The 25,000-nt window shown below is 61.2% G+C and carries 20 protein-coding genes; 8 read left to right on the top strand and 12 right to left on the bottom strand.

Annotation, left to right across the window (positions count from 1 at the left end):
- Positions 1-72: 72 nt before the first annotated feature.
- The 5 genes from JUI81_RS27355 (at position 73) to JUI81_RS27335 (ending at position 5,483) form a co-directional block, all read left to right on the top strand.
- Positions 73-1,131 (top strand): ATP-NAD kinase family protein, encoded by a 1,059-nt coding sequence (locus JUI81_RS27355; protein WP_204125421.1) that lies wholly within the window; start codon positions 73-75, stop codon positions 1,129-1,131.
- A gap of 33 nt (positions 1,132-1,164) precedes the next feature.
- Positions 1,165-2,142: a thiamine pyrophosphate-dependent dehydrogenase E1 component subunit alpha gene (locus JUI81_RS27350; protein ID WP_018928914.1), complete on the top strand. Its 978-nt coding sequence runs from the start codon at positions 1,165-1,167 to the stop codon at positions 2,140-2,142.
- Positions 2,143-2,174: 32 nt separating this feature from the next.
- Positions 2,175-3,194, top strand: coding sequence for an alpha-ketoacid dehydrogenase subunit beta (locus JUI81_RS27345; RefSeq protein ID WP_018928915.1), 1,020 nt, complete (start codon positions 2,175-2,177; stop codon positions 3,192-3,194).
- A complete protein-coding gene (locus JUI81_RS27340) occupies positions 3,191-4,303 on the top strand; it encodes an acetoin dehydrogenase dihydrolipoyllysine-residue acetyltransferase subunit (protein WP_019578679.1) in 1,113 nt (370 codons plus the stop codon). Before JUI81_RS27345 ends, JUI81_RS27340 begins: the two co-directional genes overlap by 4 nt.
- Positions 4,304-4,397: 94 nt before the next feature.
- Positions 4,398-5,483, top strand: a complete 1,086-nt coding sequence (locus tag JUI81_RS27335; protein WP_225602761.1) for a 2,3-butanediol dehydrogenase — start codon at positions 4,398-4,400, stop codon at positions 5,481-5,483.
- Between the two features lie 71 nt (positions 5,484-5,554).
- On the opposite strand, the gene JUI81_RS27330 is transcribed toward JUI81_RS27335, so the two are convergent.
- From JUI81_RS27330 to JUI81_RS27275, 12 genes are all read right to left on the bottom strand, one after another.
- Positions 5,555-6,610, bottom strand: a complete 1,056-nt coding sequence (locus JUI81_RS27330) for a hypothetical protein (protein WP_204125420.1) — start codon at positions 6,608-6,610, stop codon at positions 5,555-5,557.
- A 33-nt stretch (positions 6,611-6,643) separates the two neighbouring features.
- On the bottom strand, positions 6,644-8,452 hold the full coding sequence (locus JUI81_RS27325; RefSeq protein ID WP_204125419.1) for a hypothetical protein: 1,809 nt from the start codon (positions 8,450-8,452) through the stop codon (positions 6,644-6,646).
- A 3-nt stretch (positions 8,453-8,455) separates the two neighbouring features.
- Positions 8,456-9,766: a hypothetical protein gene (locus JUI81_RS27320; protein ID WP_204125418.1), complete on the bottom strand. Its 1,311-nt coding sequence runs from the start codon at positions 9,764-9,766 to the stop codon at positions 8,456-8,458.
- Positions 9,767-9,785: 19 nt separating this feature from the next.
- The gene (locus JUI81_RS27315; protein WP_204125417.1) at positions 9,786-10,709 is read right to left on the bottom strand and encodes a hypothetical protein; all 924 of its coding nucleotides are present in this window, start codon (positions 10,707-10,709) and stop codon (positions 9,786-9,788) included.
- Positions 10,710-10,776: 67 nt separating this feature from the next.
- Positions 10,777-13,155: a hypothetical protein gene (locus tag JUI81_RS27310; protein WP_204125416.1), complete on the bottom strand. Its 2,379-nt coding sequence runs from the start codon at positions 13,153-13,155 to the stop codon at positions 10,777-10,779.
- Between the two features lie 10 nt (positions 13,156-13,165).
- The gene (locus tag JUI81_RS27305) at positions 13,166-14,305 is read right to left on the bottom strand and encodes a hypothetical protein (RefSeq protein WP_204125415.1); all 1,140 of its coding nucleotides are present in this window, start codon (positions 14,303-14,305) and stop codon (positions 13,166-13,168) included.
- Entirely contained in the window at positions 14,284-15,729 is a 1,446-nt protein-coding gene (locus JUI81_RS27300) for an alkaline phosphatase family protein (protein WP_204125414.1), read from the bottom strand. Before JUI81_RS27300 ends, JUI81_RS27305 begins: the two co-directional genes overlap by 22 nt.
- A complete protein-coding gene (gene eboE, locus JUI81_RS27295; protein WP_204125413.1) occupies positions 15,719-16,951 on the bottom strand; it encodes a metabolite traffic protein EboE in 1,233 nt (410 codons plus the stop codon). Before eboE ends, JUI81_RS27300 begins: the two co-directional genes overlap by 11 nt.
- The gene (locus JUI81_RS27290; RefSeq protein ID WP_028940746.1) at positions 16,948-17,832 is read right to left on the bottom strand and encodes a TatD family hydrolase; all 885 of its coding nucleotides are present in this window, start codon (positions 17,830-17,832) and stop codon (positions 16,948-16,950) included. The genes eboE and JUI81_RS27290 overlap by 4 nt, the downstream gene beginning before the upstream one ends.
- A gap of 36 nt (positions 17,833-17,868) precedes the next feature.
- Positions 17,869-18,642 carry an EboA domain-containing protein gene (locus JUI81_RS27285; protein ID WP_204125412.1) on the bottom strand — a complete coding sequence of 258 codons (774 nt, stop codon included), beginning with the start codon at positions 18,640-18,642 and terminating at the stop codon, positions 17,869-17,871.
- Positions 18,639-19,529 (bottom strand): UbiA family prenyltransferase, encoded by an 891-nt coding sequence (locus JUI81_RS27280; RefSeq protein ID WP_028940744.1) that lies wholly within the window; start codon positions 19,527-19,529, stop codon positions 18,639-18,641. The genes JUI81_RS27285 and JUI81_RS27280 overlap by 4 nt, the downstream gene beginning before the upstream one ends.
- Positions 19,526-21,412 carry a 3-dehydroquinate synthase gene (locus JUI81_RS27275; RefSeq protein WP_204125411.1) on the bottom strand — a complete coding sequence of 629 codons (1,887 nt, stop codon included), beginning with the start codon at positions 21,410-21,412 and terminating at the stop codon, positions 19,526-19,528. The genes JUI81_RS27280 and JUI81_RS27275 overlap by 4 nt, the downstream gene beginning before the upstream one ends.
- Before the next feature lie 602 nt (positions 21,413-22,014).
- On the opposite strand from JUI81_RS27275, the gene ltnD reads away from it, so the two are divergent.
- The 3 genes from ltnD to JUI81_RS27260 are packed head-to-tail and all read left to right on the top strand — an operon-like array spanning position 22,015 to position 24,864.
- Positions 22,015-22,920, top strand: a complete 906-nt coding sequence (gene ltnD, locus JUI81_RS27270) for an L-threonate dehydrogenase (protein ID WP_204125410.1) — start codon at positions 22,015-22,017, stop codon at positions 22,918-22,920.
- Between the two features lie 10 nt (positions 22,921-22,930).
- Positions 22,931-24,229, top strand: coding sequence for a 3-oxo-tetronate kinase (otnK, locus tag JUI81_RS27265; protein WP_028940742.1), 1,299 nt, complete (start codon positions 22,931-22,933; stop codon positions 24,227-24,229).
- Positions 24,226-24,864 (top strand): aldolase, encoded by a 639-nt coding sequence (locus JUI81_RS27260; protein WP_028940741.1) that lies wholly within the window; start codon positions 24,226-24,228, stop codon positions 24,862-24,864. The genes otnK and JUI81_RS27260 overlap by 4 nt, the downstream gene beginning before the upstream one ends.
- Positions 24,865-25,000: the final 136 nt, after the last annotated feature.

Raw genomic sequence — 25,000 nt, 5'->3', positions numbered from 1 at the left:
ACCCGATAATAACAAGAGGTGCCCTATGTCCTCCTGCCGAGGCTTTTACTTTGCTGTACCCGTGGTGGCGACATGAGTCGCTTGCCCCTGACCGTCGGCATCATTGCCAATCCGGCGTCCGGCCGGGACGTAAGGCGTCTGACGGCGAATGCCGGGCTGTTTTCCAGTACTGACAAGGTCTCGGTGATCCAACGGCTGCTGGCGGCTTTTGGCGCCACCGGTGTCGAGCGCGTACTGATGCCCACCGACATGACCGGTATCGCGGCGGCGGTGAAGAAGAACAGTCATGGCCGCCAGGCGCGTGACAGCCACTGGCCAACCCTGGAGTTCCTGGAACTTACCTTGCGCCAGAGCGTGGCGGACACTCGCCAGGCCGCGCGCTGGATGGCTGAACGCGGCGTGTCGCTGATCGCCGTGCTCGGCGGTGACGGCACCCACAAAGCGGTGGCTGCCGAAGTCGGCGACATTCCATTGCTGACCCTGTCGACGGGGACCAACAATGCCTTTCCAGAACTGCGTGAGGCCACCAGCGCGGGGCTGGCCGGCGGGCTATTCGCCAGCGGCCGGATCCCACCCGAAATTGCCTTGCGTCGCAATAAACGCCTGCTGGTGCGGATTCCGCGCCGCGACCTGTGCGAAGTGGCGCTGGTGGACGTGGCGGTGTCCCCGCTGCCCTTCATCGGCGCCCGTGCAATCAGCCGTGGGATCGATCTGGCGGAGGTCTTTGTCACCTTCGCGGAACCTCAGTCCATTGGCATCTCGGCCCTCTGCGGCTTGTGGTTTCCGGTCTCGCGCCAAGCCCCCAACGGTGCCTGGATGCGCCTTGATCCGCAATCGTCCGAAGCCTTGCTGGTGCCCCTGGCGCCTGGCCTGTTGCAAGGCTGCGGCGTACTCGCGGCCGCTAGCCTTGAACCCGGTGTTGCCCATCGACTGTGCCTGAGCAGCGGCACCCTGGCCCTGGATGGCGAACGGGAAATCGAATTCAACGCCGATGACTTGCCCACCGTGACCCTCGATGCCGGCGGTCCGCTGAGCATCGATGTCAATGCGGCGCTGGCCTATGCCGCGCAAGAGCGGCTGCTGGCCATCGGTCGTGAACACCCGCAACACCCTTTGAACCTTGCACTTTGAAACTTGAGCCTCAAGACACCCTGGAGAATAAAAATGTCGACACAGCTGACTGCTGATCAATTGCTGCATGCCTATCGGGTGATGCGCACCATCCGCGTCTTTGAAGAGCGCCTGCACGTGGAGTTCGCCACCGGCGAGATTCCCGGTTTCGTCCATCTTTATGCCGGTGAAGAGGCCTCGGCCGCCGGTGTCATGGCTCACCTGAGGGATGACGATTGCATCGCCTCCAACCACCGGGGCCACGGTCATTGCATCGCCAAGGGCGTTGATGTGCACGGGATGATGGCCGAAATCTACGGTAAGAAAACCGGAGTCTGTCAGGGCAAGGGCGGCTCCATGCACATCGCAGATTTCGAGAAGGGCATGCTCGGCGCCAATGGCATCGTCGGTGCCGGTGCACCGCTGGTGGTAGGAGCGGCCTTGGCCGCCAGACTCAAGGGGACCGACGGCGTCGCCGTAGCGTTTTTCGGCGACGGCGGTTCCAACGAAGGGGCCGTGTTCGAAGCGATGAACATGGCCTCGGTGTGGAACCTGCCGTGCCTGTTCATTGCCGAGAACAACGGTTACGCCGAGGCCACGGCGTCCAACTGGTCAGTGGCCTGCGATCACATCGCCGACCGCGCAGCCGGTTTCGGCATGCCTGGGGTCACCGTCGACGGCTTCGATTTTTTCGCCGTTCACGAAGCCGCCGGTGCTGCGGTGGCGCGCGCCCGAGCCGGTGAAGGACCGTCGTTGATCGAGGTCAAATTGACCCGCTACTACGGCCACTTTGAAGGCGACGCCCAGACCTATCGGGCACCGGACGAGGTCAAGTATTTCCGCGAACACAACGACTGCTTGATGCAGTTTCGCGAGCGCACCACCCGGACCGGATTGATCGATGCCAGCCAGTTGGACCAGATCGATGGCGAAGTGGACCTGCTGATCGAAAATGCCGTGCGCAAGGCCAAGTCAGACCCCAAGCCAAGCGCCGCCGACCTGCTCACCGACGTCTACGTTTCCTATCCCTGAACGCCCCTATAACAAGAATCGAGACTTTTATCATGGCGAGAAAAATCAGTTATCAGCAGGCAATCAACGAAGCCCTGGCTCAGGAAATGCGCCGCGACCCCAGCGTGTTCATCATGGGGGAAGACGTCGCCGGCGGTGCCGGTGCTCCTGGTGAAAATGACGCCTGGGGCGGGGTATTGGGCGTGACCAAGGGCCTCTACCACCAATTCCCCGGCCGCGTGCTGGACACGCCGCTGTCGGAATTGGGTTATGTCGGTGCCGCGGTAGGCGCAGCGACCTGCGGCGTGCGCCCGGTGTGTGAGTTGATGTTCGTCGACTTCGCCGGTTGCTGCCTGGACCAGATCCTCAATCAGGCGGCCAAGTTTCGCTACATGTTCGGGGGCAAGGCCTCCACCCCGTTGGTGATTCGCACCATGGTCGGCGCGGGCCTGCGGGCCGCAGCCCAACACTCGCAAATGCTCACGTCGCTGTGGACCCACATCCCCGGCCTGAAAGTTGTCTGCCCGTCATCCCCTTATGACGCCAAGGGCCTGTTGATCCAGGCCATCCGCGACAACGATCCGGTCATCTTCTGCGAACACAAACTGCTCTACAGCATGCAGGGCGAGGTGCCGGAAGAGCTCTATACCATCCCGTTCGGCGAGGCCAACTTCCTGCGCGACGGCAAGGACGTGACTCTGGTTTCCTATGGGCGCACGGTCAATACGGCGATGGATGCAGCCCGTAGCCTGGCAGGGCGAGGCATTGACTGCGAGGTCATCGACCTGCGCACTACCAGCCCGCTGGACGAAGACAGCATTCTGGAAAGCGTGGAAAAGACCGGGCGCCTGGTGGTGATCGACGAAGCCAACCCGCGCTGTTCCATGGCCACCGACATCTCGGCCCTGGTGGCGCAAAAAGCGTTCGCCTCGCTCAAGGCGCCCATCGAGATGGTCACCGCGCCGCACACACCGGTGCCGTTCTCCGACTCTCTGGAAGACCTCTATATCCCCGACGCGGCGAAGATCGAAAACGCCGTGCTCAAGCTGATCGAGTGGAGCAAGCGTTCATGAGCCAGATCCATACCCTGACCATGCCCAAGTGGGGCTTGTCCATGACCGAAGGCCGGGTCGATGTCTGGCTCAAGGAGGAGGGCCAGGCGATCGCCAAGGGCGATGAAGTGCTCGACGTAGAAACCGACAAAATTTCCAGCAGTGTCGAAGCGCCGTTTTCCGGTGTGCTGCGCCGGCAGATCGCGCGCCAGGATGAAACCCTCGTGGTCGGTGCATTGCTCGGCATCGTGGTCGACGGCGAAGCCAGCGAGGCCGAGATCGATGCGGTGATCGAGCAGTTCCAGGCCGCGTTCGTGCCAGGTGACGGTGCCGAGGAAGACAGTGGGCCGAAGCCGCAGAAGGTCGAACTGGACGGGCGACTGATCCGTTACTTCGAGCGCGGCGAAGGCGGGGTTCCGTTGGTGCTGGTGCACGGGTTCGGCGGTGACCTGAATAACTGGATGTTCAATCATGAAGCATTGGCCGCCGGGCGCCGGGTGATAGCTCTGGATCTCCCGGGCCATGGCGAGTCGAGCAAACAGTTGGAACACGGAGATCTGGATGAGTTGAGCGGGGTGCTGCTGGCTCTGCTCGATCATCTGGATGTTCCCGTGGCGCATCTGGTGGGGCATTCCATGGGCGGGGCGGTGTCGCTGAACACGGCGCGCCTGGCTCCCCAGCGGGTGCGTTCCCTGAGCTTGATCGGCAGCGCCGGCCTGGGCGCGGAAATCAACGGCGATTACCTGCAAGGTTTTGTCGAGGCAGCCAGCCGCAATGCCCTCAAACCACAATTGGTGCAACTGTTCTCCGACCCCGAACTGGTCAATCGGCAGATGCTCGAAGATATGCTCAAGTACAAGCGCCTCGAAGGGGTGGATGCGGCCCTGCGCCTGCTGGTTGCGGGGCTGTTCAAAGAAGGCCGGCAACAACTCGATCTGCGTGGCGTGGTGCAAGAAAACCGGCAACCGGTGTTGCTGATCTGGGGCAGTGACGACGCGATCATTCCTGCGACCCACAGCGCTGGCCTGGCTGCTCAGGTCGAAATCCTGCCGGGTCAGGCGCACATGGTGCAGATGGAAGCGGCCGAGCAGGTCAATCGGCTGATTCTGGACTTTGTCCAACAACACTGATGCCTCCCTTGGCGGCCGGCCATTTGCCGGGCGCCAAGGCCAACGATTTCAAGGAGATTCCAACATGAGCCTTCCAATTGATCCGACCCGCAGCATGCGTGCCGCTGTCTGGCATGGTCGTCACGATATCCGCGTCGAAGATGTGCCGTTGCCCGTCTCGCCACCGGCGGGCTGGGTGCAGATTCGCGTGCAATGGTGCGGTATTTGCGGCTCCGACTTGCATGAATACGTGGCCGGGCCAGTGTTCATTCCGGTGGATGCGCCGCACCCGCTGACCGGCATCAAGGGGCAGTGCATTCTCGGTCATGAGTTCTGTGGCGAGATCGTCGAAATCGGCGCCGGGGTCCAGGGGTTCAGTGTGGGCGAACCGGTGGCCGCCGATGCCTGTCAGCACTGTGGCACTTGTTATTACTGCACCCATGGGCTGTACAACATTTGCGAGAACCTGGCGTTCACCGGGCTGATGAACAATGGCGCGTTCGCCGAGTTGGTCAACGTACCGGCCAACCTGCTTTACAAGTTGCCGGCCAACTTTCCCGCCGAAGCCGGGGCGTTGATCGAACCGCTGGCAGTGGGCATGCACGCGGTGAAAAAGGCCGGGAGTTTGCTGGGGAAAAATGTGGTGGTGGTTGGCGCGGGAACCATCGGCCTGTGCACCATCATGTGCGCCAAGGCGGCTGGCGCGGCCCAGGTCATTGCTCTGGAAATGTCGGGAGCGCGCAAGGCCAAGGCCCTGGAGGTGGGGGCGAGCCAGGTGCTGGACCCCAATGAGTGTGACGCGTTGGCTGAGGTGCGGCGGCTGACCGGCGGGCTGGGGGCGGATGTCAGTTTCGAATGCATCGGCAACAAACACACGGCCAAGCTCGCCATCGACCTCATCCGCAAGGCCGGCACGTGTGTATTGGTGGGCATCTTCGAGGAGCCCAGCGAGTTCAATTTCTTCGAGCTGGTCGCCACCGAAAAACAGGTGCTGGGTGCACTCGCCTATAACGGGGAGTTCGCAGACGTGATCGCCTTTATCGCCGACGGTCGGCTGGACATCACGCCGCTGATAACCGGGCGTATTCAGCTGGAACAGATTGTCGGGCAGGGCTTTGAGCAATTGGTTAACAACAAGGAGCACAACGTGAAAATCATCGTGTCACCCGCTCGAATCCGAGACGCCTCAGAAAGCGATTGACGCGAACCGAGCCTGAACATTCCTGCCAAATTCGGGGCAGGTAATGTTCAGGCAACGTGTGGCCCACCTTTTCAGAGCTGCACCCGCCGCAGCCTGCCGCTCAACGGGACGACGGTGTTGTCTGGCATGGGCAGTGGCCGGCCGGTCAAACCCATGCCTTCGCTCACCAGCACTGCATCCTCCAGCAGACACAGGTTGGAAGGGGTATCCAGGTCGCGGGCGAGCACGGCGACCTGGGCGGTATGCAAGTTGCAGCTCAGCAGTCGCCCGGTAAAACGGGTAAAGCCGCCATGCAGCGGTTCGCCGTTCCAGTCGGGTGGCAAGGGTTGCTGCAGGCGGTCGCAGAGCTCCAGGACCAGCACGTTGCCCTTCGGACACAGCGCCAGTCCGGTGGGCAGTTGCAGGCCGCGAATAAGCAGCTCGATCTGCCCGCTATCAGGCCAGACCCGAATCACCTGGCCGGCCTTATCGGCAAAGTCGATGCCCTTGCGCGTCGGGTCGCCCTGCAACTCTCCGGAAAACAGACTGATCAGCACTGCGTCGGTCGCCGGTTCGTACACCAGGGTCACCGGGACGGCTTCCTGGCCCTGGTCCAGTTCGGGCAACTGGACCAGCACGCGTTCGTCCTGTCCGCTGGTGAATTCCACCAACTGATTGGTATCGGGCTTGACCGCCAGCCAACTGCGGCGGGTCGGGTGGTAACACAGCGCATTCAGATTGCCACGGCTGTGAAACACCGGTTCGGGCGGTGTGAATTGCAGGTCCAGCAGTTTGGAACCCTCGACGTAATCGGTCTGGCTGACCAGACAGCGCCCGTCACCGCAGGCGATGTCCGACAGCCCCATGATTTCATCGCGCAGCATGCGAGCCTGCATGTTCATGGCGCGAAAACCTTGCGCCAGTATCTCGCCGGGCAGATAGGCGCCGGGCTTGTGCGGATCCGGTCGCAGTCGACTGATACGACCGCTGAAGGGCTGTTCCGGCAGGCCCGAGCCGGCTTCGGTCAGCAGCAGGCTGCCATCGGCCTGCACGCAAATGCCCCGAGGGTTCAGCAGGCCTTCGGCGATGATGGTGCTCTGGCACAGGGTTTCGCTGGGCCGCGCAGGGATATTAATGGGAATGGGCATAGGGCTCTCTCCATGAATAACGGATGGATGCGGTTACTGCGGCGGTTGCCACGGTTCACCGGTGAGATAAGCCCGGAGCAGCGCCCGCTGGCAGGGCGACATCGAGCGCACCACAGGCATGAACAGCGTGGTGCCTTTGTACGCATCCGAAGTTCGGGCGAGGATCGGGTTCTTGGCGCCCATGACCGCGTCGGGCTGATTGAGCGGGATGTAGCGCGACATGGCGGGGAAGGCCAGGTAGTGAAAGCGCAGGACGTTCGGGTACATCAGCTCCCAGGTGATGTGGGTGCCCGCGGGGATGCCGAAGTCGGTCTGTGCGTATTTGCGGAAACTGGTGAAGTAGCCACTGTTTGGAAGGCCATTGGCCGTGCAGGTCAAGGCGACAAAACCCGCCTGGGCGGCGCTACCGGGTTTGACGGTGACGGGAAAACTGATTGCGAGCTGGCCGGTGTTGACGGTCAGCGATGCAGGGAAGTCGAGGAAGTCCCAGTATTGCGGATCATCGTACACAGCAGGAGCAGCAGCCTGCAGGTCGATTTCGGTGGCTTTGGGGACCGGACCGCCCAGGTACCTGACCTGCAAGGTGATTGACAGGCCATTGGGGTAGTCCTCCAGGTAGACGTTGCGCTGATCGGCATACACCCGATAGGTCGATTCGGTGGCTTGCAACGTGGTACCGGCGACCTTGCCGGGCGCGTTGATCGCCAGGGCGGCGGTCTGCACTGCCTGTAGCTGGTTGGCGGTCAGGGGCAGGTCGACGATGCCGCCATACACGTAGTAGTCGAATAGAAAGCGGTTGGTCGGGTCCAGGGTGGCCAGTTCAGTGGTGCCTGCGGTGATGGTGACGGGGCCGTAGTTCGCGTTCGGTCCGATAGGGCTGGTGATATCGTCCCTGACGGCCCTGAAGGTTTGCTTCGGAATGACGTTCACCATGTCGATGCTCAGGTAACCGTTGCCGCCCAGGTCGGCATAGCCGGCATTCCCCGTACTCTGGTTGACCAGTTGCCGGCCCGGCTGGCAGTTCAGCGGCTCGTCGGCGAAGGCCGGGGCCAGTGTACCGATGACCCTGCCAATGCTCGGGTTGGGGGTGTATCGGCCGGCGGCATAATCGGCGTCCAGTTGTTCGGTGGTCATCGTGGGGCACATTTCGAACATGACGAAACGCAGGACAATGCCGGTCGCACCCGGCGCCTGGATGATCGAGCGCAGGCCACTGCTGTTCTGGTTCCAGCTGACGATGCTGCTCAAAGGGAAGGTCAGTTGAAACGTACCGCTGGCGTGGAAAGATCCCGGCGCATCCATTTTCGCGGGCAACAGCACACGTCCCGCCACGTCGAAACTGCTGCACACGGTATTACTGCGGATCAGCAACTGGATGTCGCTGTTACCACCAATTTGCAGACCACCGACGAATATCTGGGTGGTGGTTGAGGAGGTCGGGTCCAGATCCACCATCATCGGGCCGGAGACGGGGCCTTGTCCGGTCACCGGGTCCACCGAGCCGAGCAGATAAACCGGCTGGCCCACCATGTCGCCGGTGGTGCTGATGCTGCCCGGATTACCCTGGGAACTGATCAAGGCGTTCTGCATGTCGACGACATGCTGCCCATAGTGATTCCAGCCGCCGGCGGTGTAGTAGTCGCCGTCGGGCGCGTTGATCATGTTGTTCAGCTGATCGTCGGTGTAAGACTGGGCTCCCGGTGCCAGGGTCGAGGTGGTCAGGTCGAAGAGCGGCCATTCATCATTGCCGTCGTAAGGAATGGTGGGGGAGTTGTTCGGCAGGCTGACGTCCGTGCGGATACCGCCCCAGAAATTCAGGCGTGGTCCATTGAGAATGCTCATGATCTATTCCTCGTCCTTGGTGGTTTTGCCGACAGGCGCGTTGGCGAATTTGAACAGGTAGGAGAAGTCGGCCTTGTAGGGGCTCTTGACCGGTGTCGCCATGGAGTGGCAATTCATGCAGCTGCTGTTGGGCTGGATGTAGCTCTCCATGGTCACGTTGGCCGAGAGCGACGGGGTCGGCTGGCCCAGCGGATTGCTGGGGTTGTCCGGCATCAACGGGCGCTGGGTGGTGATGAGCTGGTAGTACTTCAACACGCTTTTTTGCACGTCCGGGTTGGTGCGGTAATTGGTGTTTACCCCGTTGGTGATCTCGGCAATCGGGGTGACCCGGTTCAGCGGGTTCGGGGTCTGGAACGTGGTGCCGGGTTTGGGCACGCAGACCAGTTGTCCGCCCTGAGTCTGCCAGTCGCAGGGTGACTGGTTGAGGCTGACGAGGGGCGCGGTGGGGTTGAAGTAGGAATAGGTTGTGCCGGGTGTCGGCTGATCGACCCACTCACCGTGTACCAGTTCCTTGGGCGGAACGTTGTCGATCTGCTCGAAGGTCGACCAGATCCACTGTGGGTAGCCATTGACCTTGGTGATGATGTGCAGGCCCACCAGGCCCAGGTAGGCCTCGGTGACACCGGTGCGCTGGCCCTGATCGTTGAACGTGGCCACGCGCGCCAGCATGGTCAGGTAGTGGCTGGCATTGTCGTTGGGGGTGAGGATGCGCCAGCTCGACTTGACCTCGATGACCCCATTGGGGAAGTTGATGTTATTGGCTTTGGAAACGACGTCGGCGTTATAGAAGTTGTTGTTGACGATGTAGTCGTAGGACGTCTCGTTGGCCGAGATGTCGTAGTAGGTCGGGTTACCCGCCTGGTCGATCAGCCAGCCGCCGACGGCCTGGTCGACGGCATTCACCTGGGTGCTGTTCTTCAGCGCGGCGATGTTGATGATGCCCAGGCTTTTGGCGGTTTGCGGGGTATTCCACGGGCCAGGATTGGCACCCCTCGGCAGAAAGATTTCCTCCACGGTCTTGTAGGTTTGCCAAACGGTGTAGCCGGGATCCCCAAGCTGTTTGGCGCAGTCGGGATCACCTCGCTGCCTGTCCTGTGCGGGCCAGTTCAAAGCTATGAACATCTGCCAGCTGTATTGATCGAACTGGTCCTGACTGGCGGTGGCGACCGGCGCGGTGCTGGGGGGTTGGCAACTCAGGTTACTGGCCTGCGTCGACGGCATGGCCTGCTCCCGGGCCAGGGCCTGCTCCAGGATCAAGGCCGGCAGACTGGCCAGGCCCACTAACATCACGCAGAAACGGAATGTGGTTTTCATGGCGATCCTTCGTCGTTATTCAGGGTTTGCGTTGCATGAGCTTGTTCCACTGCGCCTTTTGGCCGTTGCTCTGTGACGCCGGTGGTTCGAACAATTGGCAGGGCGGTGGATTCGCCGGACACATGGCGGCCACTTGCGCCCAGGTCTGGGCCGGGTCCGGTTTGGCGATGCGGAAGTTGGTGTAGTTCTGGCTGACGATGGGCGCATTGGCGACGCTGGTGTCACCGGAGAAGAAGAACGACTGGGGATGCCGGTAGGGCGGTTGTCCTGTTGGCTTTTTGAAAAACGCATAGCCGAACAGGATCGGACCTTGCGGCGAATCGAGGTCCAGCGCGTAGGCCTGCACGCTGCCATTGAGGTTTTTGCTGCGCTCGGCGCTGTAGGGCAGGTGCTGGATGAAGTCTTGCCGTGGCGGATGATTCATCGGTGAAAACATGCAACAGGCCGGCATGTCTTTGGGGCGGTCTTGCGGGTACGTCAGGAAGTACGCCTTGTTGCCCAGGGACACGAACGAGCAGGTGTAGTTGTTGTTCTTGATCGGGAAAATCGGCAAACAGTATTTCTCGTAGTGCTCCATCATCGCGCCAAAACCGTCGCCATCCGGCGGTATGTAGGCGGTGTCGTAATAGCTGGTCCCGCGAGAAACGGTGTAGTCCGCCGGGGTCAGGGTGGTGGGTGGATTGCTGTAGGGCGGCGGGTTTTTCTCGTAGTTGTGCATCACCCGGTACATGGTCCAGTCGCTGATCCAGTAGGCCGGGAAAAACGGATCGGAAGGCTCGCCCGGTGCTCGTGTGGCGATGCAATTGCCGTTCTGTTCATTGCACCCCTCGGTGTTGTGCACTCCCATGGTGAAGTACACGGCGCCGCTGTCCGCCTGGGCGAATAGAGCCGGGATGAGTAGCAGGGTCAACAGCAACAGCCGGTTCAAGATGCTGGCTTTCATAGGGCACTCCTGTGAAGTGCCGGGTGACAGGTTCGTCACCCGGTGGTCCTGCGTGAGCGTTGTTGTCTTAGCTTTGTTCGTAGTCGCTCATGTTGAGCGGGATGGGTGGGTAATTGCGTTTCACCAGGGACTGCGCCCACAGCTCCAGTACGGCGCGTCGGCTTTGTGACATGTCGCGGGTGATGGGCATGGCGAGTGTGCTTTCCTCCTGGTACTCCTTGCTGATCAGCACAATCAGCTGGTCGATGGCGCCTTCAACTCGTGCCTGGGAGTTGAGCGGCATGAACTTGTTCATGATCGGGTACAGGTAATAGAAGGTCTGCAAGATGCGTGGGTAGATGAAGTTCTCCCACAACAGCGTCGCGGCGTTCTGACGCGTGCAGATGGAGTTCCAGTAGGTGATGAAGTCCTGTTGCAACTGAGGATCCAGTGGCAGGACGCGCATCGGGGCGAGGAAGTCTGTGTAGGCCTGGGTGTAGTTGAAACTGAAGGGGACAGCCGGGTTGTTGTGATCTTCCTGCACGAAGAACCGCAGAGTGGGAAAACCCGGGGCTCGAGCACTCACGCCCAGTTGGGCAATGCCGCTGGCGTTGGTGGTGATCTTTGCAACAGAGTAATTGACGATGCTGTTCTGAGCATCGCGCAGCGTCCCGGTTCGGGAGATGGCTGAGTCGAATGTCAGGCAAGGGCGCAAATTGACCGCGACTGGTTTGCCCAAGTCATGCAGGAACTGCTGATAATTTACCGGTATTCCCGAAGGCCCGGCATTCGACGTATCCACGGCCTGTAGGGCGGTGAGTCCACGGCCGCTACCGGTAGCCAGGTGGCTTGATATCGCGAGCATGTCGTTGAATTGCGGCAGATTGGGCTTGTTCAATGTACGGTCTGCCGGATGGTCGTAGAACAGTGTGAAGTCGGCCGGATTACTGAATGCCAGATAGTAGTTGCTGGTGGTCACCGAGAAGGGGTTGCCATACTCCGCCACCCACAGCACGGTGTTGGCCGCTGGCTTGCCATCCTTTTGCACCATGATTTGCAGCGTCTTGTGATCACCCACGTCGATGAAACTGCCGCTTTCTATCACTTCGGCGGTCCACATCTGCTGAGTGGAAGCGATCTGGGGCGTTTGTGTGCCCTGTAGCTGCAGCTCCAGAGGGCCGGCCTGCAGGGTCGCCTTGTCTGCGTCGTTGAGCGTGAAGTCCAGAAGGCCGGAACGTTTGTCGAAGGCAGCTTGTCGATACTGCTCGAAACCGAAGTTGATCACCGGGTTGAACTGTCCATCCTTGCGTACGCCCAGTAGATAGTTGCCGGCATGGAATTTTTCGGCCGTCGGGATCGGGGCGTTGGAGTCCACTGGATAGAACGGAAAAGTGTTGCCCAGATCCAGCGACAGGGTGTTGCCGGTAATCTGGGCCGACATCACACCCAGTGTGATGCTTGTGGCATTGACAGGCTGGTTTGTTTTGAAAACAGGTACCGGATTGGCAGATACCAGGCGCCGGCCGGCGGGTGCGGTGGGGTATTCGTCGGCAAACCAGAGACCCAAGGTCGCTGCGGTGCGGCTGTAGGCGGGGTTGAAGAATATATCGGAAACGTTGTCCAGGCCCTTCTGATACATCGCTTGCACTTTGGCCATGTCCGCGGCTGTCGTGGAGTGGGTATTGATCGGCGGGAAATCGTTGAAAATGCCGTTCTTGTCATAGTAGGTCAGGTAGGTGGAAAACCTGAACATCAAGCCACGAGCTCCTTGTTGCTTCATCTGCTGTTGAAGCTGACTCAGCAGCGCGGAGTTGCCGATAACCCATTCCAGGTTTTCCTGAGGAAAGCAGGTCTGCCAGGTGGTGGTGACATACTTCAGACCACCGAGGGCCCCCCAATTGAAGTTCAGGAATCGATCCAGCATCCGGTATTGCCGATTGAGGGTCAGGCCGCATTTATCATCCCCCAACATCAGCTTGTCGAAATACAACGCGGTGAAGGTGTTCTGCCACGGGCTGATGTCCACGAAGCGCGCGGCAGTAGGACTGGCGCTGCCAAAGGGGTTACCGAGCAATTGGTAGTTCTTGCCGACCAGCGCATCCTGGGCGATGTAGTTGTTGGCCTGCAGCTCGCCGCCGATGACCACGGAGCGGATATCGTCGTAGCTCACCGTGCCGCAGGCATTGTCGCCAAACAGATCCCATTCTGCGGGAATGTAGGGGGTCGGACTGCCATTGGTCGGCACCATCGACACATAGTCCGGGACGTTGTTCACGGGACTGATGACCCAGGGCATCAGCTTGTTGGGGGCGTTCTGGCGCGTGATGTCGTAGAAGTTCACAAACGGCCAGTTAATATCCATGTTGACCGCGTCATAGAGTGGAAACACATCGTTGTTGTTGGCTGTTGGCGGGTTCCAGAACATGTGGCCGTTGAGGTAGATACGGGGGAAATTCAATACGCTCATGTCATGCTCCTTAGCGTTGCCACTGGGCGTGTTTCAACGACCAGACAAAATCCAGTTTGTTGTAACCGGCGAAAGCCGAGTTCGGCAGCGGGGTGGTGGGGTAGACAATGCCGCCCTGTTCTTTCAGGGCGAAATTGAAGTAACCCTTTTGGTTCGAGTAGGCGGCGGTGCCATGGCAGGCCAGGCAGGATGAGGTGTTCTGGAAGGCCGATTCCAGCTGGGAGTTGGCCAGCACCTGAGTGATGGGCTGGAATTCCACCCCGATCAGTTCGTACTTCGACAGGGAGGGATTAGCGGCCTGAAAGCTGGTATTGACCGATTGGGCAGCCGGTGTCGGTCCTGTGGTGTTGGTCATCGGGGTGGCCGGTACGGCATTGGTCACGGTGTACTTGCTGTTGTTGATGTTTTCGAAGGTGGTCCAGACCCAGTTGGCGTTCAGCTTGTTGACGACGTGCAAGCCGCTTAATGCTGCATAGCCGACCTTGTATTGACCGTTTTTCAGGTAATAGGCCTGGGCGATGTAGTAACCGTCTTTCTCCAGTTTCTGTTTGTAGGTCGCGTCGGAGCCGATCCACAGCCAGGAGGATTTCAGCTCCCAGGCAATGGGCGGAAACTCCAGATTGCTGGTCAGGGCGGCCTGGCCGTTCATGTTGTAGACCTGCTTCTGCACGATGTAATCGAACGTGCCCTGGCCCATCAGCAGCTGAAAGCGTACAGGGTTGCCTTTTTCTGTTGAGGGCACTGCGCCGCCCATCTGCAGAATCAAGCCATCGACCTGTTGGGTGGCATTGAGGTTATGGAAGGTTCGGGACATATCCATTCCTAGCGCCTTGGCCTGTGTAAGCACCGCGTTCGGCGGCGGCACGGCCGTGCCATAGGGGGCGGGCTTGGCGCCGTTGGGCAGGTAGACCTGATCGGAAGGCTTCATGGATTCCCACTCGCGGTTGGGGCTCCCCGCAGCGGCGGGCTGGTTCAGGCAGACGAACCAGTTCCAGGCCATGGCCTCGGGACTCTTCTGGAACTCTGCCCGGGTCTTGTCGACGTCTCCTCCAAACTGCAGAAAGTTGCTGCAGTCAAAGGTGTTTGTGCTCTGAGCCTGAGCCAAACCGGCCAAGGCACTCAGAACTGTTATAGAAATGGCTCGCCGCATGGAAGCTCCTTGGCATTGGCCGGGTCGGTGTGTGAATGCCCCAGGAAGTGTTCCAGGAGCAGTTGCTTCACTGCCGTGGCCGCAAGGCGCTGGGGCAACGGCAGATCGCAATTGGTGATGAGCAGCGGGCCGGTGTTCTCGCTGTCGGGCAGGCGACCATGGCTGCCACGGACCAGGCGGGTGTCCAGCGGAATCAGGTCCATGTAGTAGCGAAAGCCGAGCTTTTTCTGCAGCAGGCGGCGCGCCACTTTCAATTTGGGGAAGCGAATGGCCGGGTCGATGAACAGTTCCAGCGGGTCGTAGCCGGGCTTGCGATGGATGTCCACGGTGCGGGCAAAGTCGGGTGCCTTGCGATCGTCGAGCCAGTAGTAGTAATCGAACCAGTAACCCGGCGCGGCCACGGTCACCAGCTCGCCGCTGCGCGGATGATCCAGTTGCCAGGCCCGTTGTTCGGCTTTATCCAGCACCTGCTCGATGCCGGGCTGGCGCTGCAGCAGCGCTTTGACGCGAGGAATGTCTTGCGCCTGTTTCACGTAGATGTGCGCGATCTGATGATCGGCCACGGCAAAGGCCGCGCTGGCGCCGGGGTCGAGCAACTCCCAGGTCAGCGACTGGCGCACCTGCAACAAGCCTTCCGAGCGCAGCAACCGGTTGATCGATACTGATTGCTGTACTGCTTCGATCCCGTATTCGGACAACAGCATCACCGCCGCGCCTTGCTCCTGGGCAAAGGTCAGCAGGCGACCCACTTCATGGTCGATAGCCCGCACCTCGTCGGTAATCGACGGATGATCGGGCCCCAGTCGCTGCAGGCAGTAGTCGAGATGTGGCAGGTAGACCAACTGCAGGTCCGGTCGATCGAGCTGGAATTCGGCGATGGCGCAGTCGACGATCCAGCGGCTCGACGCGATGCCGGCCGCCGGGCCCCAGAAACCCGGAAACGGGAATTCGCCGATCTGCTGCTCGATACGCTCATGCAACGAGGCCGGCGACGAATACAGGCCGAACAGCTTGCGGCCATCGGCCGGGTAGTGCGGGCGTGGGGTGATGGCGGCGTCCACGTCCGCATACATGTTGTACCACCAGAACAGCTGGCTGCAGCGGAACCCGGGGAGCTCACGCTTGAGCGCCTGCCAGACCTTTTCGCCCTGGATCAGTGCGTTGGGTTGCAGCCAGAATCGCACTTCGGCCTGGTCGCGAAAATACCAGCCATTGCCGACGATGCCGTGTTCCGACGGCGACAGGCCGGTGAGAATCGACGCCTGCACCGTTGACGTGACGGCCGGAAACACCGGTTGCATACTGGCCATTTTTGCGGTTTTCAGCAGGGCATTGATGTGCGGCGTTGCCGGCCCCAGCAGCGCCGGGGTCAGCCCGACCACGTTGATCAGCAGCAGCGGTTGACGCGGGTGATCAGAGGGCATCGGCGTACGCCTCCCGCACTTGGGGTTGCAGCAGTTTTCGCTGGCGCAGTTGTTCTTCGACCCAGTGCAGTTCCGCGGCGATGCCCTGCAGTTGGGCGTGCTCGGTGTTGGGCCGCAATTGCGCGGGCAGCACGCCCCAGCTGTAGGTTTCCACTTCCAGCACGGGACGAAAATCCCCATGGTCTGCGAGAAAGTCGAAAGTCTGCGACAGCGCGATCTGGCTGCCGCTGAGCTCAGGCAGCAGCAAGTGTTCGCTGAACAGCGGGATGTGGAAATGAATCCGCAGTTCGGGGTACTGCCCCAGGTTATTGGCGCAATCGTCGAGGGCGGCGGGCAGGTCGGCCCAGCCCGATAACCGCGCCTGCGCATCTCGGGCTTTGACTTGATGCAGGTAGGTGGTTTCGGCGAAGTCGCTCAAGGTCTTGAGCACGTGTTCGCGCCGGTTGTGGTCTTCAGCGGGCAGGTGACAAATCAGCGCGTTCGACAGCTGGATCTTGCCGACAGGCACTCGGGCCTGGCGCAGCTTTTCCAGCGACTGATAGCAGTGTTCGAAAACCACGGCCTGGTGGCAGACATCAAAACACAGCGCCAGATAGTCATGGTGCGGATCGCTGGCTTGGTAGCGGTGGAAGAAGGCGATGGCCTGGTCGGTGTTTTCCAGCACACAGTCCGGCTCCATCTCCAGGCAGAACACGATCTTCTTGCCCGTCTCCCGATGCAGCCTGGCCAGTGAAGCCGTGAGTTGGCGCAGCAGATGTTCGGCACGCTGCTGTCGCCGCGGGTTCCAGTCGGCGGCATAGCCCAGCGGTACGGTGGAAATCACGCCTTGGGGGCAATCCGACGGCAGGGCGTGTGCCAGGATTCGGGCCAGATTCAGGCTGTACGCCAGCCGTTTCGGATCAGTCCAGTTGGGCAAATAGACGTCGGCTTTCACCGCGCCTTGATGAAATTGGCCATAGGGAAAGCCGTTAAGTGAAGTCAGCCGCAGCCCACTGCGTTGCAGCAGGCTGAGGAAATCCGCGCGAGCTGACGCCTGCTGTAGTTCGGCCGCGGCGAGGGCGCTGATCCACAGCCCACTGTCTTGCTCGTTCAGGCCGCGCAGGGTGCGCACACCCCGGAAATGCCATTCGATGGATGACCGTAGCCCCGCCAGGTCACGGGTCGGGTGCACATTGCTGCAATAACCGACCTGCGCGGCAGCCCAACCCGTGCCGGCACTCATTTGATCACCGGTTCCTGGCCACGCAGGGCAGAGTTGTCCTGCCACTGCCGACGCTGGTCGATGGGCAGCGGGGTGCTGACCAGGGACTTGTCCAGTTGGCCGCTTTGGGCAAAAAAGTCCACGGGGTTGTGGAACAGCACCTGTTCGACCTGGCTTTCGCTGAAGCCGGCAGCCAGCATCGCTTCGCCCGTTTTCGGCACCTTGAGCGGGTCGCTGATGCCCCAGTCGGCGGCGCTGTTGACCACCATTTTCTCGGTGCCGTATTCCTTCAGCAGGGCGACCATGCGCTGTTCCGACATCTTGGTGTTGGGGTAGATCGAATGGCCGCGCCAGCAGTCGCTGTCCAGCACCAGCGGCAGGGTCAGTTCGTTGAGGTGGTCGATGATCACCAGGTGCTCGGCAATCCCGACTTCGCGAATCACCGCCAGGGTGCGTTTGGTGCCACCGATCTTGTCGCGGTGCGGGGTGTGCACCAGCACCGGCAAATTGAATTGTCTGGCCAGCTCCAGCTGAGCGGCGAGGAAGCGATCTTCCTCCGGGGTGATGTCGTCGTAGCCGATTTCGCCGACCGCCACGACGCCGTCTTTCACCAGGTAGCGCGGCAGAATCTCCAGCACTTCATTGGCCACTGACAGGTCATTGGCCTCCTTGGGATTGAGGCCGATGGTGCAGAAATGATGAATGCCGAACATGCTGGCGCGAAATCGCTCCCAGCCCAACAGGGTGTCGAAATAGTCGATGAAGCTGCCGACACTGGTCCTCGCCTGGCCCTGCCAGAAGGCCGGTTCGATCACCCCGGTGATGCCGGCGGCGGCCATGTTCTGGTAGTCATCGGTGGTGCGGCTGACCATATGAATATGCGGGTCGAAGTACTTGAGCATGGTAAATCCTCGTCAAGGAAAAGGAGTCGTTGAGTGTCAGTTCTGTGAGGTGCCGGCCAGGTGCTCATGCCATTCCGGTGGTAAGCGTTGCTGCTGATTCAGGCCAGCCAGGCGCTGGCGTTGCGCCGGGCTGAGCAGGTCGAAAGCAATCACTCGGGGCAGCCCGGCGGACACCGTTCGTTCGGCAGCAAGCTGTTCGTCCAGCAGGTCGAGGGCCAACTGGTTGAGGGTGACGCTGTGTCGTTGCGTCAGGCCGATCAGGCGGCGTACGTCGAGCCCCATGCCCAGCGCCTTCAACACCAATTGATGGAAGGCCCGTTCGCTGTAATGGCGCGATGGGTAGAGGGTGTCGAGCGCGAGGGCGGCGAACACCTGGCTGTTACTGGTACGCCCGGCCTGCAACGCCAGCTCCACGCAGAGCCCACGGCTGTCGAGCCAGTCGAGGGCCTTCAGAGTGGCGATTTTTTCTTGATCGTCGCCCCACAGAAACAGTTGGCGCAGCAAGGGCAGTTGCCCGGCGAGGGGCTGTTGCTCCAGGACCTGAGCCAGCAACAATGCCCGCGCCAGCTGGACGTTGCTCCAGCCGGGACTGTGGGGCAGCGGTTGTTCCTTGAGGTTGCGCTTGCACTGGCTGCTCAACAGCGCCGCGGTATTGGCGTCCGGGCGTTGGGCAAGCCGCTCCTGGGCCTGGCGCCACCACTGCAGCTCGGTGTCATCGAGTTGTTGGGTGAGGGCCTGGTGTTGTTCGGCGAGGCAGTCGTGGCGCATTTCGAGGGCCGCCGATGGCGATGCAGTGACGTCCATGTTCATGTCGGTTTGATCCAGCGCTGGAAGTGTGGAAGCAGGAAAAACACCAGAACGCATAACAGGCTGCCCAGCGGCTGGTTGGCCACAGCCAGCACCAGGGCATCAAACAGTGGCAGAGCCGCCAGACCTGCGCCGATAAAGGCACGGACTTGCCGTTGCTGCGGGTTGGCCAAGTGGTGCCAGTAATGCCAGCCCAGCCAGCCAAGCCAGAGCAGTAGTACCGGCCAGAACCAGGCGTTGTCGGAATAGATCGCCAGCGCCAGCGGGCTCAACATCAGCAGTAGCGGCAGGCGGCTGAGCAACTGGTTGTTGTGTTCCTGACGAGCCAGGTAGGTCAGGCCGCTGATGTAGACGCCAAGCAACATGGCGCACAGCCAGATCGGCTCCGGCGGCACCGCCAGGCTGGCCGCCGCCGTCAGGTAGAGGGCGGAGCGGCAGGCGCCCATCAGCCAGACGCTGTGGGCATATTTCTTGTGCAGCACGTTGTAGCCGAGGATGCAGCCCACCAGCAGGGTGGCGCTACCCAGCAACCAGTGCGGTTGATCGATCAACCGGCTCAGGCCCAATACCGAGGCCGCAGCCAGTATCAGCAACAGCGCAGTAGCCAGCCCCACTTGCTGGCGGCTGACCAGACCCAACGTGATCGGGCGGGGATTGTGGTGCTGTTGGTCCCAGTCGGCGTCCAGCAGGTCGTTCAATAACATGCCGGCCAGATACAGCAACGACAGCGCGGCCAACAGCAGGATCCACACCAGCGACGACGGCGGCGCCAGGGCACCAGCGCTGCTGGCCAGCAGGGCGGCGGCCAAGGTGTTGGTCCACACGGTGGGCAGGTTGGACACCCGGCCGAGGGTCATCCAGGTTTTCAGGTTCAGCGGTGTCTGGCTCATTGCGCGCAGCCCTCGCTGAGGGTGAGCGCCGGATCGATGCGGGTCGACAGCCTTTGCAGCGCCTGTTCCATCCGCGCGGCATCGATCTCATGCAGGTCCACCGACTCGCCGATCCGGCTGAGCATGGGGATGGAGAGTTGCCCGCCCAGGTGCTGGCGGAATTCCTCCAGCCCAAGCAAAACCTGTGAGCGTCCCTGTGCATCTTTCAAGGTCAGTTCCGGCGGGCTCAGGCTGAAGCCGAGCTTGAGCAGCAGGTTCAGCACCCGTTCGGTGTCGGCATCGCTCAACAGCCCCAGGGCATTGGCGTAGAGCCCATCCAGGGCCATGCCCACCGCTACGGCTTCACCATGGCGCAGTCGGTGCTGGCTGAGGTTTTCCAGTTTGTGCGCGGCCCAATGCCCATAATCCAGTGGCCGTCCGTTACCGCGCTCGAAGGGGTCGCCGGCACCGGTGATGTGCGCCAGGTGCAGTTCGGCGCAGCGGCGAATGGCATAGCGGCTGGCCGAGTGATCGAAGTGGGCGAGGGCGTCGGCCTGTTGCTCCATCCATTGGAAGAAGGCCTGGTCTTTGATCAGCGCCACTTTTACCGCCTCGGCCAGCCCGGCGATCTGGTCGCGGCGGGTCAGGCTGGTCAGCAGCTGGAAGTCGTTGATCACTGCGGTGGCAGGGTAGAAGGCGCCCAGCAGGTTCTTCTGGCCGAAGGCATTGATGCCGTTTTTCACCCCGATGCCGGCGTCGTTCTGCGCCAGCACGGTGCTCGGGATGCGGATCAGGCGAATGCCACGGTGGAAGGTGGCGCAGGCGTAGCCCACCGCATCCAGCACCGCACCGCCGCCCAGGGCCAGCACATAGCAATGCCGGTCCAGCCCATGCTGCAGCATGTCGCTGTAGAGCTGTTGCAACACCTGTGAATCCTTGCTCAGTTCTCCGGCCGGCACCGCAATCGGCGCGGCCTGCAAATGCAGGTCCGCCGCATGGGCGGCAAAGTAGGCGTCGATCTGTTCCAGCAATTTCGGGGCGCTTTGCAGCAGTTGTTCATCGGCGAACACCAGCACCGTCACCGGGCCCCGGTGCTGTGGGGTGAGTCGTGCGGTGAGCTGGCGGTGCAGACAAGGATTGGACGGCTCGAACAGGTGATCGGTGAACACCACCGGGTAGTCGTAACGGACCTCGAAACGCCCGTGCAGGGAATGCTCGGCGTTTTGCTTGCGCAAGGTTTTGAACAGGCTGTACCCGGCGATAAACAGCCCGGGTAACACCATGCTGGCGAGCAGGGTCACCAGCAGCGCGTTCTGCTCGACGAGGTAGATGCCGATGGCGCTGTAGGCCAGTGCCAGACCGGCATTGGCCAGGGTGGTCACTAACACGAACGCGGGCAGCGGATAACGTTGCATCCCGGCGGCCACCACCGAGGTTTCGGCCAATACCGGCACGCCGCGCAGGCAGATCAACGACAGCGTGCCCAGCTTGTATGCCAGTTGCCCCGGCTGGCGCTGATGCAGGCCCAGGCGGCCGGACAGCAGCCGAAAATAGCCCGCCCCCAGCGCATACCCCAGTCCGGCCCCCAGGCACAGCCCCACGAAAATCACCAGGTAGCCGCCAACAGCGCCGAGCATGGCCACGGCCAGCAGCGCGACCATGCTCGAAGGCACCGGCAGCACCACGTCCAGCGCGAGCAGGGCAATCAGCAGCAATGCCAGGTTGAGTTTTTGGGTGGGAGTGGAAGGCTGGTACAGGTTGAGATGGGTCAGGAAGTCCTGGATCTGTTGTTCGAACAACAGAAAGCTGGCGATCACCAGGCCTGAGAAGCAAAGCAATGAAATCCAGAAATGACCGGCAGGCCCCCGTTGCGAGAACGCACGATACCCATGGCTGCGCTTCATCAAGCATCCCTCTTTATTTTTATGACTGATTCCGTGTCAGTAATTAAAAGCAGCGTCTGGTTGGTTTTAGATCAATAGATTCTCTCGCCTGAGGGGCTGGTTTATGTACGGTTTGGTTACGCCTGTAGAGCTAGTTTTGAACTTAGACGGTCATGGTGTTTTTGCAAGGCGGCCTGATGGCAATCTGACTTTTTTCACTTGCGTGAACGCGACCCGTAGCAGCTGTCGAGCCTGCGAGGCTGCGTTCGGCTGCGCAGCCGTCGTGAATCCGGCTGACGTGGTTTGCCTGATGCACCGCGAGTTCTGGTTTTACGACTGCTGCGCAGCCGAACGCAGCCTCGCGAGCTCGACAGCTGCTACAAAAAAGCGCGTCGCGGCTATCGATGTCCCTGGGGTGATGTTAAGAAATGTTATTTTAAAAAAATACTTCACATAATCTGTTCATTGGTGGATTATCTGCTCAACCCGTGTCAAGCAGCTCGTAGCTGCCATTGTGTTGGGCGATCCGCCGGCCATGCCTCCGGTGCCCACCTCTACATCGCGGCCCGCCGCCTGCGCTTTGTCGGCGTGGAACAGGCCGTTGCTTCCCTCAGGAGTACCCCATGAATAACAAGAATGTCGGTGTTGTCGGTCTGGGCGCGATGGGGTTGGGCATTGCCCGCTCTCTGTTGCGCAGTGGTTTCAATGTGCATGCCTGTGATGTGCGTGCGCAGGTGACTGAACAGTTTGCCGGGGAGGGCGGCGTGGCGTGTTCTTCGCCCGCGCAGATGGCCGCGGCGTGCGACGTGATCATTACCGTGGTGGTGAACGCCGAGCAGGCCGAAACCGTATTGTTTGGCGAGGGTGGCGCTGTTACTGCGTTGCGCCCTGGCAGCCTGGTGATCGGTTGCGCCACCGTGGCCCCGACCTACGCCGTCGACTTGGGCCAGCGTCTGAGCGCTCAAGGCTTGCTGTATCTGGATGCCCCGATCTCCGGTGGCGCGGCCAAGGCGGCTGCCGGTGAAATGACCATGATGACGTCCGGCCCGGCCGATGCTTACGCCAAGGCCGAAGCCGTCCTGGCAGGCATGGCCGGCAAGGTTTATCGCCTGGGCGACAGCCATGGCCTGGGTTCCAAGGTCAAGATCATCAACCAGCTGCTCGCCGGGGTGCACATCGCCGCTTCCGCCGAAGCCATGGCGCTGGGCCTGCGTGAAGGGGTCGATGCCGACGCGCTTTACGAAGTGATCACCCACAGCGCCGGCAACTCCTGGATGTTCGAAAACCGCGTGCCGCACATTCTCAAGGCTGACTACACGCCGTTGTCCGCGGTGGATATTTTCGTCAAGGACCTGGGCCTGGTGCTGGATACCGCACGGGCCAGCAAATTCCCGCTGCCGCTGTCGGCCACCGCTCACCAGATGTTCATGCAGGCTTCCAGTGCCGGCTTCGGGCGTGAGGACGACTCGGCAGTAATCAAGATTTTCCCCGGCATCGAGTTGCCGACTGCCAAGACCGAGCCGGTTTGAGGAACACCCAATGAACACTACCCCTGCACGCCCATTGCTGGGCTGCATCGCCGACGATTTCACCGGTGCCACGGACCTGGCCAACATGCTGGTGCGCGGCGGTATGCGCACCGTTCAAAGCATTGGCATTCCGAGCAGCGAAGTGGCGGCCGGGCTCGATGCCGATGCGATCGTCATCGCCCTCAAGTCACGCACCATTCCAGTCGCCGAAGCGGTCGAGCAATCCCTTGCCGCGCTGGCCTGGTTGCGTGAGCAAGGCTGCGAGCAGATTTTCTTCAAGTACTGCTCGACGTTCGATTCCACCGGGGCCGGCAATATCGGCCAGGTCAGCGAAGCGCTGCTCGCGGCGCTGGGCGGCGACTTCACTCTGGCGTGCCCGGCGTTCCCGGAAAATGGCCGGACGATCTTTCGCGGCCACTTGTTCGTGCAGGATCAACTGCTCAGCGAGTCGGGCATGCAGCATCACCCGCTGACGCCGATGACCGATGCCAACCTGGTGCGGGTACTGCAGTCGCAGACCCATCTGAACGTCGGCTTGTTGCGCTACGACACCATTGCCCAAGGGGCCGAAAAGGTGCGCGGGCGCATCGCCGAACTGCGGGCTCAAGGTATCGGCATGGCGATTGCCGATGCCTTGTCGGACCAGGATCTGTACACCCTCGGCACCGCCTGTGCCGACTTGCCGTTGCTGACTGGCGGCTCGGGGCTGGCCCTGGGCTTGCCGGAAAACTTCCGTCGCGCCGGTAAATTGCGCGACCTCGATGCCTCGAAACTCCCGGCGGTGGCCGGTGGTGAAGTGGTGTTGGCCGGTAGCGCTTCTATCGCCACCAATGGCCAAGTCGCAGCCTGGCTCGAAGCTGGTCGACCCGCGCTGCGGATCGATCCGTTGGCCCTGGCGGCTGGCGAACCAGTAGTCGCCCAGGCTCTAGCCTTCGCCAAGGGCAATGAACAAACCGTATTGATCTACGCCACCAGCGCACCGGACGAGGTCAAGGCAGTGCAACAGCAGCTCGGCGTCGAACAGGCCGGCAGTCTGGTGGAAAACGCCTTTGGCGAAATTGCCCAAGGCTTGCGTCAGAGCGGCGTACGGCGCTTCGTGATCGCCGGCGGTGAAACCTCGGGCGCGGTGGTTCAGGCGCTGGGAGTGCAACTGCTGCAGATCGGCGCGCAAATCGATCCGGGTGTGCCGGCAACGGTCAGCAGCACCGATGAGCCTCTGGCTCTGGCGCTCAAATCGGGTAACTTCGGTGGTCGGGATTTCTTCAGCAAAGCGCTGAAGCAATTGGCCCAGACCGGAGGTGCGCAATGAGTAATGAAAACGCTTTGCGCGAAGAAATCTGCGACGTTGGCCGCAGCCTTTACGAGCGCGGTTACACCGTCGGCAGCGCCGGCAATATCAGCGCGCGGCTGGACGACGGTTGGTTGATCACGCCGACTGACGTGTGCCTCGGCCGCCTCGACCCGGCGACCATCGCCAAGGTCAATCTGTCTGGCGAATGGGTCTCCGGTGACAAGCCGTCGAAGACATTGGCGCTGCATCGCCAGGTCTACGACCGCAACCCGAGTGTCGGTGGCGTGGTGCATACCCATTCCACTCATCTGGTGGCGTTGACCCTGGCGGGTGTCTGGCAGCCGAACGACATCTTGCCGCCACTGACGCCGTATCAGGTGATGAAAGTCGGGCATATCCCGTTGATCGGCTACCAGCGTCCTGGCTCGCCAAAGGTTGCCGAACAGGTCGCACAACTGGCCAATAGCGTTCGTGGCGTGATGCTCGAACGGCTGGGGCCGGTGGTCTGGGAGAGTTCGGTGTCCAGGGCCAGTTACGCCCTGGAAGAACTCGAGGAAACCGCGCGGCTGTGGCTGATGAGCAATCCCAAGCCCGAACCGCTCGATCAGGCAGCACTGGACGAGCTGCGAGCGGCCTTCGGTGTGCACTGGTAGTGCGCTGAAGTTTTTTAACACGATAGACCGATAAAGCAGGCCCTGTTCGGGAGACGTGCAGCGACTCCCACGACCCCGGCTTGCCTGAAAAATACAATAACAAGAGGACATCCAGGCATGACTCATCTTCACTGCG

Source organism: Pseudomonas sp. 008, from assembly GCF_016861935.1.
Classification (GTDB): Bacteria; Pseudomonadota; Gammaproteobacteria; order Pseudomonadales; family Pseudomonadaceae; genus Aquipseudomonas.
This window is presented reverse-complemented; position numbering and strand designations above follow the sequence as displayed.